The organism is Lutibacter sp., assembly GCF_030692605.1.
In the GTDB taxonomy this organism is placed as follows: domain Bacteria; phylum Bacteroidota; class Bacteroidia; order Flavobacteriales; family Flavobacteriaceae; genus Lutibacter.
Window position 1 is genome coordinate 1 of sequence record NZ_JAUYUD010000008.1, and the last position, 12,581, is coordinate 12,581.

At 30.3% G+C, this 12,581-nt stretch carries 11 protein-coding genes; 3 read left to right on the top strand and 8 right to left on the bottom strand.

Annotated elements, in window-relative coordinates:
- Positions 1–112: 112 nt before the first annotated feature.
- The 8 genes from Q8S45_RS00635 to miaB all read right to left on the bottom strand — a co-directional run bounded on the left by Q8S45_RS00635 (position 113) and on the right by miaB (position 7,092).
- A complete protein-coding gene (locus Q8S45_RS00635) occupies positions 113–439 on the bottom strand; it encodes a transposase (RefSeq protein ID WP_305600288.1) in 327 nt (108 codons plus the stop codon).
- Between the two features lie 123 nt (positions 440–562).
- Positions 563–2,197: a chaperonin GroEL gene (gene groL / locus Q8S45_RS00640; protein WP_305600290.1), complete on the bottom strand. Its 1,635-nt coding sequence runs from the start codon at positions 2,195–2,197 to the stop codon at positions 563–565.
- 146 nt (positions 2,198–2,343) lie between these two features.
- Complete coding sequence (gene groES / locus Q8S45_RS00645) at positions 2,344–2,622, bottom strand: co-chaperone GroES (protein ID WP_305600292.1); 279 nt, start codon at positions 2,620–2,622, stop codon at positions 2,344–2,346.
- 155 nt (positions 2,623–2,777) lie between these two features.
- Positions 2,778–3,125, bottom strand: a complete 348-nt coding sequence (secG, locus tag Q8S45_RS00650; RefSeq protein WP_305600294.1) for a preprotein translocase subunit SecG — start codon at positions 3,123–3,125, stop codon at positions 2,778–2,780.
- The gene (locus Q8S45_RS00655) at positions 3,122–3,889 is read right to left on the bottom strand and encodes a hypothetical protein (protein WP_305600296.1); all 768 of its coding nucleotides are present in this window, start codon (positions 3,887–3,889) and stop codon (positions 3,122–3,124) included. Before Q8S45_RS00655 ends, secG begins: the two co-directional genes overlap by 4 nt.
- Entirely contained in the window at positions 3,889–4,398 is a 510-nt protein-coding gene (locus Q8S45_RS00660) for an LptE family protein (RefSeq protein ID WP_305600297.1), read from the bottom strand. The genes Q8S45_RS00655 and Q8S45_RS00660 overlap by 1 nt, the downstream gene beginning before the upstream one ends.
- 22 nt (positions 4,399–4,420) lie before the next feature.
- Positions 4,421–5,656, bottom strand: coding sequence for a sigma 54-interacting transcriptional regulator (locus Q8S45_RS00665; protein WP_305600299.1), 1,236 nt, complete (start codon positions 5,654–5,656; stop codon positions 4,421–4,423).
- A gap of 2 nt (positions 5,657–5,658) precedes the next feature.
- Positions 5,659–7,092, bottom strand: a complete 1,434-nt coding sequence (gene miaB / locus Q8S45_RS00670) for a tRNA (N6-isopentenyl adenosine(37)-C2)-methylthiotransferase MiaB (protein ID WP_305600300.1) — start codon at positions 7,090–7,092, stop codon at positions 5,659–5,661.
- Positions 7,093–7,347: 255 nt separating this feature from the next.
- Here miaB and Q8S45_RS00675 point away from each other — a divergent pair, with 255 nt between their 5' ends.
- The 3 genes from Q8S45_RS00675 (at position 7,348) to Q8S45_RS00685 (ending at position 12,490) form a co-directional block, all read left to right on the top strand.
- Positions 7,348–8,574: an LVIVD repeat-containing protein gene (locus Q8S45_RS00675; RefSeq protein ID WP_305600302.1), complete on the top strand. Its 1,227-nt coding sequence runs from the start codon at positions 7,348–7,350 to the stop codon at positions 8,572–8,574.
- 232 nt (positions 8,575–8,806) lie between these two features.
- On the top strand, positions 8,807–11,290 hold the full coding sequence (gene topA, locus Q8S45_RS00680; RefSeq protein ID WP_305600303.1) for a type I DNA topoisomerase: 2,484 nt from the start codon (positions 8,807–8,809) through the stop codon (positions 11,288–11,290).
- 39 nt (positions 11,291–11,329) lie between these two features.
- Positions 11,330–12,490 (top strand): formimidoylglutamase, encoded by a 1,161-nt coding sequence (locus Q8S45_RS00685; protein WP_305600304.1) that lies wholly within the window; start codon positions 11,330–11,332, stop codon positions 12,488–12,490.
- Positions 12,491–12,581: the final 91 nt, after the last annotated feature.

Sequence of the window (12,581 nt, forward strand, 5' to 3'; positions counted from 1 at the left end):
TTTTTTACGCCTTTCTTTATTAAGGCAATTGCCTTTTTTCGATACGAACTTCTAATCGTATCATCAACTGTCCTAAAATCTTCTTTTTCCATAGGACAAATATACAACTTTTTTATGAATATATTACCGCTAGGTTAATACCATCAATCATATTGCCTCTTTTGGGAACTAACATTGGATTGAAAGAAGCGTCTCTGTCTCTAGGAACCTGAATTTGTGATTCTCCAAAGGAGGTGCGCACTTTTTTAGGAGTAAATCCATTACGAGCATTACCCTCTATGGTTTGTTGATGCTTATCATAACCTAAATGGCTATCAAGCTCACTTTCCAGCATCTTCTCGATGCCACGCTTTTGTAATTGCTTTAAAAAGCTGTTGAGTTCATCTCCAGTTTTAAACTGTTTTAAAAACTCATCGGTAAATAATTCCTCTTTTTTCATGTCTGTATAAAATTTAAAATTAAACAAAAATAGCTTGGGTTTAAACCCAAGCTATTTTTTAAACTTACACAGATTTTGTGATAGTGCTAATTAAGCACTTTTCTTAATTATTTATAAAAAATATTACATCATTCCTGACATTCCACCACCCATTGGAGGCATTCCGCCACCTTGGTTAGCTTCTTTTATATCTACTAATGCACAAGCAGTTGTTAATATCATTCCTGCAACAGATGCTGCATTTTCCAACGCAATTCTTGTAACTTTAGTTGGATCAATAATACCCGCCTTAAACATTTTAGTATATTCACCAGTTTTTGCGTTATAGCCAAAATCTCCTTTTCCTTCAATAACTTTAGCAACTACCACAGAACCTTCTCCTCCTGCGTTTTCAACAATTTGTCTTAAAGGCTCTTCAATAGCTCTATCTAAGATTTTAACTCCTGTAAGTTCATCTAAATTATCAGTGGTAATACTTTTTAATACGTCTTTAGTTCTAACTAAAGCCACGCCACCACCAGCAACAATACCTTCTTCAACAGCTGCTCTAGTAGCATGAAGAGCATCGTCTACTCTGTCTTTTTTCTCTTTCATTTCAACTTCACTTGCAGCTCCAACATATAAAACGGCAACACCACCAGCTAATTTAGCTAATCGTTCTTGTAGTTTTTCTTTATCATAATCGGAAGTAGTAGTTTCAATTTGAGCTTTAATTTGAGAAACTCTAGCTTTAATATCTTCTGCTGATCCCGAACCATTAACAACGGTAGTGTTGTCTTTGTCAATAGTAATTCTCTCAGCAGTTCCTAACATGTCAATGGTAGTGTTTTCTAAAGTTAATCCTCTTTCTTCAGAAATTACAGTACCTCCTGTAAGAATTGCAAGATCTTCCAACATTGCTTTTCTTCTATCTCCAAAACCTGGAGCTTTTACAGCAGCAATTTTTAGTGCACCGCGTAATTTATTCATTACTAATGTAGCTAATGCTTCACCTTCAACATCTTCAGCAATAATTAATAATGGTTTACCGCTTTGCGCAACTGGTTCTAAAATTGGTAATAAATCTTTTAAATTTGTAATTTTTTTCTCATATAATAAAATATATGGATTATCTAAATCTGCTAACATTTTATCAGCATTAGTTACAAAATATGGTGATAAATAACCTCTATCAAATTGCATTCCTTCTACTATATCAACGTATGTTGCGGTTCCTTTTGCTTCTTCAACAGTTATAACTCCTTCCTTTCCAACTTTTTCAAATGCTTCAGCAATTAAATCGCCAATGGTTTCATCGTTATTTGCTGAAATGGACGCTACTTGTTTAATTTTATCAGATTTATTCCCAACCTCCTGAGATTGTTCTTTTAAATGTTTTACAATTGCGAGTACGGCTTTGTCTATTCCACGTTTTAAATCTAGCGGATTTGCCCCTGCAGCAACATTTTTTAATCCTTCACGCACAATACATTGAGCTAAAACAGTTGCAGTTGTAGTTCCATCTCCAGCTAAATCATTTGTTTTAGAGGCAACTTCTTTTACCATTTGTGCACCCATATTTTCAATTGAATCTTCTAATTCAATTTCTCTAGCAACGGTCACCCCATCTTTTGTGATAATTGGACCTCCAAACGATTTACCAATTACAACATTTCTCCCTTTTGGTCCAAGAGTTACTTTTACTGCGTTTGCCAAGGCATCAACACCTCTTTTTAAGCCATCTCTAGCTTCAATATCAAATATTATATTTTTTGCCATTTTTTATGTTTTTAGTTTTTAGTTTTATGCAATAAGTTTTATCTAATTGCATAAAAACATAAAATGAATTTTATAATTAATTTTAGGAATAATTTTATTTTTTAGAACAGTGCTTAGAATTTTCATCCCGAGACTTAAAGCTTTATTTAAACAATTGCTAAAATATCACTTTCTCTCATTATTAAATAGTCTACATTTTCTATTACTAGCTCAGTACCCGCGTATTTCCCAAATAAAACGGTATCACCAACTTTCACAGTCATTGGCTCATCTTTAGTTCCTTTCCCAACAGCAATTACAGTTCCTTTTTGTTGTTTTTCTTTAGCTGAATCTGGCAGAATTAGACCTGATGCAGTTTTCGTCTCCGCAGGAAGAGGTTCTATTAAAACTCTATCTGCTAATGGCTTAATATTAATTTTACTCATTTGAACGTATTTTAAATTTATATAGTTATATAACGCATTTCCAAAATTATGCCAATTCCTTATAACTGACAAATGGACTTTTACTTAAATTATAATAAAATAAAAATGCCAACGTGTCATTTACATTGGCATTTTAGAATTCTATGTTTTAAAAACTATTTCTCTGTATCTTCAGTAACTGGAAGATTTGCTGCTGGTTTTGCAGGTGTGTCTTGTACCTCTCTGTTTTCAAGTGTATTTTCAATTTCAGAACTGTTAACAACCGCGTTGATTTTTGGAGCTGCAAAATTTGATAATAAAATTAATGCTAATAACACAATTGAAAGTGTCCAAGTACTTTTATCTAAAAAACTAGTAGTATTTTGTACACCTCCCAAAGATTGGCTTCCACCGCCTCCAAAAGAAGAAGATAATCCTCCACCTTTAGGGTTTTGTACCATAATTATTAGAATGAGCAAAAATGCTACTATCATTATTAGAATTAAAAATAAATTGTATGTCATGACTTATTTTTTTGTAAAATTTTAATTGCTTTTATTCGGTCTGCAAAGAAACCACTTTTTTCTGGATATTTCAAACTTAAAATATGATATGCTTGGATGGCATTATCATATTTTTTTTGTTCGAGATAAACTTTTGCTAAAGTCTCTGTCATTAGGTTATCATTATTGACGGGCTCACCCATTAATAAATCAATATTAACAACCGTTTTATCGACAGGTTTAATTTTTGGGTTCGTTTCAATAAATTGATCTATCAGCCTGAATTTATTATTTACAATTTCTTCTTTTTTAAGAGTCCTATCAATGGGTTTTTGTAATGAAAGTTGCATCCATTCATTAAATGTATGAGGTTCAGATTGCTTAAAGTTAATTGGTTTTCCTAATCCTAAAATAATTTCAGGATCAGATTCACTTTCTTTAAAAATAAATTTTTCTTTTTTTGCAATGGTTGATTCAACGTTTATTGTTTCTAAATCTATAACTTCAATGTCTTCTAAAATTTCAATGTCGTTTTTTATTTTCTCTAAAAAGAGTGGAGATGTTATAAACTCAAACAAAACTTTTCTGTCTATAGTATACGCTGATGTAGTTTTTAAAGTTTGATTGTATTTATAGCTGTTCAATTTATTAAGCCCATTTAACTGAACTGCTCGTGCAGCCTGAAAATACGGAAATTCTTGAAGCAGCATATCTAATTGAGTTGTTTGTTCAACATCAATGTTATTAGGATTCTTTAAAATATGTTGAAGGTCTATATTATTCATTACCATTTTGCTACTGAAGCATTAAAAATATCTTGAGTAATGCGTTCTAAAATTTCTTTAAAGGCATCATCTAAAAGTCCCCCTGTAAGTTGAATATTACCATCATAATCATGATAATGTGAGAAAGACTTTTCAAAATTATCATCCTCTAATTTACTATTGAAAAAACGAACATTTACGGTAATCGTTAATCTATTTTGAGCAGCGGTTTGATCAGCAGTTGCAGTCATTGGATTAATTTTGTACCCAGTTATTTCGCCTTCAAAAACTAAATCACCTGCTGATTTCACTAGATTTAAATTAGTTTGTCTTAAAAATAGATCTTGTAATTCTGTTGTAAATTTTTGACTTAATGAGGGTTCAACTAAAATGGCATTATTTGGAAAATAATCTATTTGAACGGTTTTTACATCGGGGTGTAAATTAGTTCCTGTAAAAGAATAAATGCCACAATTTTGAAATGAAATTAAGGCTAAAATTACCAAAAATAATTTTAATAGTTTGTTCATTTGTAAAATACCAGTTTAAATATTATAGATTATATTGTTTTATTTTTCGGTACAATGTTCTTTCTGAAATTCCTAATTCGTTTGCTGCAAGTTTACGTTTACCCTGGTATTTTTCCAAGGATTTTTTAATTAATTCTATTTCTTTTTCTTGAATGGATAAATTTTCTTCCACATCTATAGTTTCAGTAAACTCAAAATCAGTTGAATTGTTATATTTTTCATTAATTCGAACAACTTCAACATCGGGCTTATGCAAGGAATCAATGTTTTCTTCTTTATAAATTTTTTTGATTAATTTTTTATTATCCTCTTGAACCTTATTAAAATCTTCATTTTCCATTAACTCCAACGTCAATTTTTTTAAATCGTTAATGTCATTTCGCATATCGAACAAAATTTTGTACATAATTTCTCGTTCAGAGCCAAATTCACTACTCGATTTTTTAGTTTCTATTACAGAAGGTAGATTGTGATTTGTATTTGGCAAATAAAGCTTAATTTTTTCAGCTGAAATTTCTCTATTTTCTTCTACAACGGAAATTTGTTCAGCAATGTTTTTAAGTTGCCTAATGTTACCTGGAAAACCGTAATTTTCTAAAAGTTTAATAGCATTTTCGTCTAATCTAATAGTAGGCATTTTATATTTTTGAGCAAAATCAGCTGCAAATTTTCTAAACAATAAATGGATATCATTTTGTCGTTCTCTTAAAGGTGGTAAATTTATTTCAATGGTACTAAGGCGGTAATATAAATCTTCTCTAAATTTTCCTTTTTTTATAGCAACTGACATATTTAAATTAGTAGCGGCAATAATTCGAATATTTGTTTTTTGTACTACTGACGAGCCAACTTTAATAAATTCACCATTTTCTAAAACTCTTAATAATCTTACTTGCGTAGTTAGTGGTAATTCGCCAACTTCATCTAAAAAAATGGTTCCACCATCTGAAACTTCAAAATATCCTTGTCTAGCACCAACGGCTCCAGTAAATGCTCCTTTTTCGTGACCAAAAAGTTCACTGTCAATAGTTCCTTCAGGGATGGCACCGCAGTTTACAGCAATATATTTTGCGTGTTTACGGTGTGATAAATTATGAATTATTTTAGGAATACTTTCTTTACCAACACCGCTTTCTCCAGTAACCAATACCGAAATGTCTGTTGGTGCAACACGTATCGCTTTTTCAAGTGAACGATTTAGATGCATATCGTTTCCAATAATTTCAAAACGCTGTTTAATAATTTGTAAAGGTTCCATTTTTAAGTTCTTTTTCCTAATAGGGTTGCAGAGGTACAATCTTCTATAAAGATATGAACAAAATCGCCAACATTTTCATCTCCTTTAGGAAAAACGACTACGGCATTTTGCGAATTTCTACCTTTCCAATGGCTACTAGATTTTTTAGATTCTCCTTCAATTAAAACTTCAACAGTTTTACCAACAAATTTTTTAGTATTGAATAAACTATATTTTTGTTGAATAAGAATTATTTCAGCCAAACGTCTTTTTTTAACTTCCAGAGGAATATCATCTGGCATTTTCTTTGCCGCAGGAGTTCCAGGTCTTTCAGAATATGCAAACATAAATCCAAAATCGTATTTTACATATTCAATTAAACTTAATGTTTCTTGATGTTCTTCTTCAGTTTCACCACAAAATCCTGTCATTATATCTTGTGAAATGGAACAATCTGGTAAAATCCTTCTAATATTATCAACCAATTTTATATATTCTTCTCTTGTATGTTGGCGGTTCATTCTTTCTAAAACTGCAGTACTACCCGATTGAACAGGTAAGTGAATATATTTACAAATATTTTCGTGTTTAGCCATAGTATGAATTACATCTAAACTCATATCTTGAGGATTTGAGGTGGAAAAACGAAAACGAGTTTTTGGAAATTCTTTTGCGGCTAAATCTAACAATTGCGAAAAATCTATGGCTGTAGCTTGGGCAATTTCAGTAGCATTTTTAAAATCTTTTTTTAATCCGCCACCAAACCAAAGATAGCTATCAACATTTTGTCCTAATAGGGTAATTTCTTTATAATTAGAATCAACCAATTGTTTAATTTCTTCTATAATACTTTTTGGATCACGGCTTCTTTCTCTTCCTCGGGTAAATGGTACCACACAAAAAGTACACATATTATCACACCCTCTAGTAATTGAAACAAAAGCGGACACTCCATTACTATTTAATCGAACTGGTGAAACATCACCATAAGTTTCATCTTTTGATAAAATAACATTTACAGCATCACGTCCAGCATTTACTTCTTCTAATAAATTTGGTAAATCTCTGTAAGCATCGGGTCCAACAACTAAATCAACTATTTTTTCTTCTTCTAAAAATTTTGCTTTTAACCTTTCGGCCATACAACCTAAAACACCTACTTTCATTTTAGGATTTATCTTTTTTACCGCATTGTATTTTTCTAAACGTTTGCGAACAGTTTGTTCTGCCTTTTCACGTATAGAACAAGTATTTACCAAAACCAAATCGGCTTCTTCCAATAAATGAGTTGTGTTATAACCTTGTTTTGAAAGAATTGAGGCCACAATTTCAGAATCATTTAAGTTCATAGAACAGCCATAGCTTTCTATATAAAGCTTCTTGGTATTTCCCTCAATTTTAGTAGTTAAAAGGGCTTGACCCTGATTTTTTTCTTCTATAACTTTTTCGCTCCCCATATATTTTTATTGGTTGGCAAATATATAACCAATTTTTTAAAAATGTGACAGATTGGCAGAATTTTAACAATAGCTTATTTTAATCTAATATGTTCAAAAGAATGAGTAAAAAAGTAAATTTTAAACTATTTATTTTGACTAAATTTAGTGCTTATAAACTAAAATAAATAGAAAATAACTGTAGCGTTTTAAATATTTTAAACGTATTGTTTATATAATGGTTTTTCAATTTTAAAAACGACAAAAAATTAACAGATGAAAAAAATATTTTTATTAATAGCAATAGTCTTTGTATTTGTTACATCATGTACAAATGACGACAATTATGAATATTACGATTTAGCAACACCGGTAATGCTCAGTTTTGATGATTTAAGAAAATCGGTTGATATTTTACCCCCAATAAGGATTGAAGAGTCAGGCAAAATTTACTACTACAACAAGTATATTTTTGTGAATGATATGTATAAAGGAATACACATTATTAATAACACAAATCCAGAAAAACCTATTAAGATTTCATTTTTAAAAATACATGGAAATGTAGATATTTCAGTTAAAAATAATTTTTTATATGCAGATAGTTTTATGGATTTATTGGTTTTTGATATTTCAGATATTAATAACATAAAATTAGTAAATAGATTAAAAGATGTTTTTCCTTATTATTATAGCATTCCGCAAAATGCGGATGTAGACTGGCGATCTTTAAACATGCAAAACAGTGTTGTTATCGATTGGGTAATTACTCGTGAAAGGAGAGAGATTAATTCAGATCCGTTATATTATAGTAATATTAAAGATATTGCTTTTGCTGAATCAGGGAACACTACGGGTCAGGGAGGGTCAATGGCTCGATTTAAAATTGTAAACTCTTATTTATATGCTGTTGATAGCCATTCTATACATATTTTTGATATTAATAATTTAAATGCTCCAACTAAATTAGAATCTGTTCATGCTGGTTTTGATATTGAAACAATTTTTAGTCAAAACCAATATTTGTTTTTAGGGAGCATGTCTGGTATGTTTATTTATGATATTACCAAACCAAGCGCTCCACAATTTGTGTCAGAGTTTAGGCATGGTACTGCTTGCGATCCTGTTGTAGTTGATGATAAGTATGCTTATATAACGTTACGAGCAGGAAATTTTTGTGGTGCTTTTGAAAGTAGTTTGCAAATTGTAGATATTTCAGATATTAAAAAACCAGTATTAAAAAAATCGTATGCTATGAAAGGTCCTTATGGATTGGGAATAAAAGATGAAAAATTATTTATTTGTGATGGTAATTCTGGTTTAAAAGTTTATGATAAAACAGATGTAAATAATATTGTACTCCTAAATCATTTTAATGATATTAATACTTTTGATGTAATTCCGCTTGAAAGTCATTTATTAATGATTGGAAAAGGTGTTTTATACCAATATTCTTATGAAAATAATGCCATTAAATTGCTAAGTACATTTAATTTAAACTAAATTTTAATAAAAATAAACACTTTTTAAGCCTCCTTTTATTTTTATTTTATTGCAATTAAACTAATGGGAGTCAATGTTTTTAAGTAATAAATTTTTGTGTAAAATTTATTTAAACTTTCCATTTAAAAAAATCTATATACTTTTGCAGTCCAAATTCTTAATGTTTGTAAATTTTCATTTTAAAGTATGAATAAGAATTTATGGAGAAATTATAATAAGTAATTTTAAAGTTATGGCTAAAAATTTAGTAATAGTTGAGTCACCAGCAAAAGCAAAAACAATTGAAAAGTTTTTAGGAAAAGATTTTCAAGTAGAATCGAGTTATGGGCATATTGCCGATTTACCATCTAATGAAATAGGAATAAATGTTGACGGTGATTTTATGCCAAATTATGTAGTTTCGGATGATAAAAAAGCAGTTGTTAAAAAATTAAAGGACCTAGCCAAAAAAGCAGAAATGGTTTGGTTAGCTTCAGATGAGGATAGAGAAGGAGAAGCAATTGCTTGGCATTTACAACAACAATTAAAATTAAATGCCGCAACTACAAAAAGGATTGTTTTTCATGAAATAACTCAAAAAGCAATTTTAAAAGCAGTTGAAAACCCAAGAGATATAGATTACAATTTGGTAAATGCTCAACAAGCTCGTAGAGTACTAGATAGATTAGTAGGGTATGAACTTTCTCCAGTTTTATGGAGAAAAATCAAAGGAGGTTTAAGTGCAGGTAGAGTTCAATCTGTAGCCGTACGTTTAATTGTTGAAAAGGAACGTGAAATTTTAAATTTTGTTCCAGTCGAATCCTTTAAAATTATAGCGGAATTTTTAAATAATGAAGGGAAAAAGTTTAAAGCATCATTGCCTAAAAATTTTGATACAAAAAAGGCTGCAGAATCATTCTTAAAATCGTGCATTGGCACCGCATTTAAAGTAGATGATTTACAAACAAAACCAGCAACGAAATCGCCGGCGGCACCATTTACAACATCTACCTTGCAACAGGAGGCTTCACGAAAAATGTATTTTCCAGTTGCAAAAACAATGATGGTTGCACAGCGATTATATGAAGAAGGGTTTATAACATATATGAGAACTGATAGTGTAAACCTTTCTGAGGATGCGAAAAAGGAAGCGCAACAAGAAATAATATCTTCTTTTGGAAAAGAGTTTAGTTTTCCAAGAAATTTCGCAAATAAAACAAAAGGAGCGCAAGAAGCTCACGAAGCAATAAGGCCAACCAATATGAGTCAACAATCAATTTCTATGGATTATGACATGGACAGATTGTACGACTTAATTTGGAAAAGAACATTAGCATCTCAAATGAGTGATATGCAAGTTGAACGTACTAATGTTCGAATTTCAAATTCTAATAATAATGAAATATTAACCGCCAATGGTGAAATAATTAAATTTGAAGGATTTTTAAAGGTATATTTAGAAGGAACTGATAATGAGGACGAAGAGCAAGAAGGGATACTTCCAAATTTGACTCTTGGTGAAATATTAGAAAATAGAAATATAACTGCTACTGAGCGTTACACTAAAGCTCCTTACAGATTTACCGAGGCGTCTTTGGTAAAAAGCTTAGAGGAGTTAGGTATTGGAAGACCAAGTACTTATGCACCTACAATTTCAACCATTCAAAGGCGTGAATATGTTGCAAAAGGAACCATAGAAGGCGAGGACAGATCTTATATTCAATTAAAATTGAAAGGAAAAGAGTTAACATCTAAAACATTAATCGAAAAAGTTGGATCTGACAAAGGGAAATTAGTTCCAACAGATATTGGAAATATTGTTAACGACTTTTTAGTAGAGAATTTTACCCATATTTTAGATTTTGGTTTTACCGCTAAAGTTGAATCAGAATTTGATGATATTGCTGAAGGAAATGAAGATTGGATTGCCATGATTAAGGAATTTTATAATGATTTCCATCCAATGGTAGTTAATGTTTCTGAAAATGCTGACCGAGCTAATGGAGAGCGTTTATTAGGAATTGATCCGGAAACTAAAAAAAATGTTTATGTTCGTCTTGGCAGGTTTGGGGCAATGGTTCAAATTGGTGAAGTTAGTGATGAAGAAAAACCAAAATTTGCTAGTTTACAAGGTGATCAAAGCATTAGTAATATTACTTTTGAGGGAGCATTGGATTTATTTAAATTACCAAAGGTAATTGGAGGTTTTCAAAACAAAGATGTTGAAGTAGCCGTTGGAAGATTTGGTCCTTACATTAAATTTGATACCATGTTTGTTTCTATTCCTAAAAGTGAAAATCCAATGGAAATTGATATTAATAGAGCTATTGAGCTTATTGAAGAAAAACAAGAGGCAGATGCTCCAGTTGCTCAGCACGAAAATTTACCTGTTCAAAAAGGTGTGGGTCGTTTCGGTCCTTTTATAAAATGGAATAATATATTTATTAATGTAAGTAAGAAATACGATTTTGATAATCTATCTCAAAGTGATATTGAATCTTTGATTGAAGATAAAAAACAAAAAGAAGTTGATAAGGTATTGCATAACTGGACCAAAGATGGTATACGTGTTGAAAAAGCGAGATGGGGCAGATCTGTAATTATTAAAGGAAAAATAAAAATAGAATTACCTAAAACAGTTGATGCTTCGGCTTTATCCTTAGAAGAAGTTAAAGATTTAATTGAAAAGAAATCGCCTGCTAAAAAAACAACAAAAAGAAAAATCGCTAAAAAATAATTTTTTTTAATTATCTTTCGCCTTAAAAATAACCCCTCAATGAATTTCGAGTTTCTAAATCCTGTTGACGATTTATTGGTTTCCCATGCATTATTGGGATCCAATCTTTCTTTTGGACAACAAATTGAAATTTTTTCTTCAAAAAATGAATTGCCAGATTTATCAAATAAGAAGGTTGCTCTTATAACTATTGAAGAGGAAAGAGGAATTGTAAATAATCAAGGATCTGGTACAGATTTTGACCAAATTAGAATTGAACTTTATAAATTATATCCAGGTAATTGGCCAACAAATGTAATTGATTTGGGGACTTTAAAACAAGGAAACACCTTAAGTGATACTTTTTTTGCCTTGCAAGAAGTTTTGGGAGATCTAATAAAAAATAAAATTATACCTATTATTATTGGTGGAGGACAGAATTTAACCTATTCTAATTATAGGGCTTATGATAAATTAGAACAAACTGTAAATTTAGTTTCAGTTGATAATAAGTTTGATTTAGGAACTATTGAAGATGAGTTAACTTCACAATCTTTTCTAAGTAAAATTGTAATGAATCAGCCCAATAATCTATTTAATTTTAGTAATATTGGCTATCAAACCTATTTAAATTCTCAAGAAGAGTTAGATTTATTAGATAATTTATTTTTTGATTCTTATCGTTTGGGGGAAGTTTCTAATAATATTCAAATTGTTGAACCAGTACTTCGAGATGCTGATATAGTGAGTATTGACATGTCAGTTATAAAAAATTCAGAATCTCCAGCCAACAAAAATGGAACTCCAAATGGGTTTACTGGTGCTGAAATTTGTGCGATTTCTAGATATGCAGGCATAAGTGATAAAGTTTCTTCATTCGGGATATATGAGTACAATCCAAAATTTGATTTAAAAAATCAAACTGCTCAATTAATTTCACAAATGATTTGGTATTTTATCGAAGGAGTTAATTTTAGAGCCAATGATTATCCATTTGGTTTAAAAGATAATTATCAAAAATTTATTGTTCCTATAGATAATGAAGTATTAAACTTTCATAAAAGTAATAAAAGCGGTAGATGGTGGATAGAAATAAATTTAAGCAGTAATAATAAATTTAAGAGACATGCGTTAATACCATGTACATATCAGGATTATATTAGCGCTACTAATCAAGAAATACCAGAAAGGTGGATTAGAACGCTAAAAAAGATTGTATAAAAAATATAAAAAATTGTAAAATAAAAACATCTTTTAATAGTTTTAAACGTATACATTAATTGTTGTTTTTTTAAATTATAAGTAATAGGTT

Excerpts from the sequence above, each read along its gene's own strand:
- Q8S45_RS00665 (WP_305600299.1), bottom strand. The coding sequence starts at position 5,656 with ATGGAACCTTTACAAATTATTAAACAGCGTTTTGAAATTATTGGAAAC.
- secG (WP_305600294.1), bottom strand. The coding sequence starts at position 3,125 with ATGACATACAATTTATTTTTAATTCTAATAATGATAGTAGCATTTTTG.
- Q8S45_RS00685 (WP_305600304.1), top strand. The coding sequence starts at position 11,330 with ATGAATTTCGAGTTTCTAAATCCTGTTGACGATTTATTGGTTTCCCAT.
- topA (WP_305600303.1), top strand. The coding sequence starts at position 8,807 with ATGGCTAAAAATTTAGTAATAGTTGAGTCACCAGCAAAAGCAAAAACA.
- Q8S45_RS00675 (WP_305600302.1), top strand. The coding sequence starts at position 7,348 with ATGAAAAAAATATTTTTATTAATAGCAATAGTCTTTGTATTTGTTACA.
- Q8S45_RS00635 (WP_305600288.1), bottom strand. The coding sequence starts at position 439 with ATGAAAAAAGAGGAATTATTTACCGATGAGTTTTTAAAACAGTTTAAA.
- miaB (WP_305600300.1), bottom strand. The coding sequence starts at position 7,092 with ATGGGGAGCGAAAAAGTTATAGAAGAAAAAAATCAGGGTCAAGCCCTT.
- groES (WP_305600292.1), bottom strand. The coding sequence starts at position 2,622 with ATGAGTAAAATTAATATTAAGCCATTAGCAGATAGAGTTTTAATAGAA.
- Q8S45_RS00660 (WP_305600297.1), bottom strand. The coding sequence starts at position 4,398 with ATGAACAAACTATTAAAATTATTTTTGGTAATTTTAGCCTTAATTTCA.
- groL (WP_305600290.1), bottom strand. The coding sequence starts at position 2,197 with ATGGCAAAAAATATAATATTTGATATTGAAGCTAGAGATGGCTTAAAA.
- Q8S45_RS00655 (WP_305600296.1), bottom strand. The coding sequence starts at position 3,889 with ATGAATAATATAGACCTTCAACATATTTTAAAGAATCCTAATAACATT.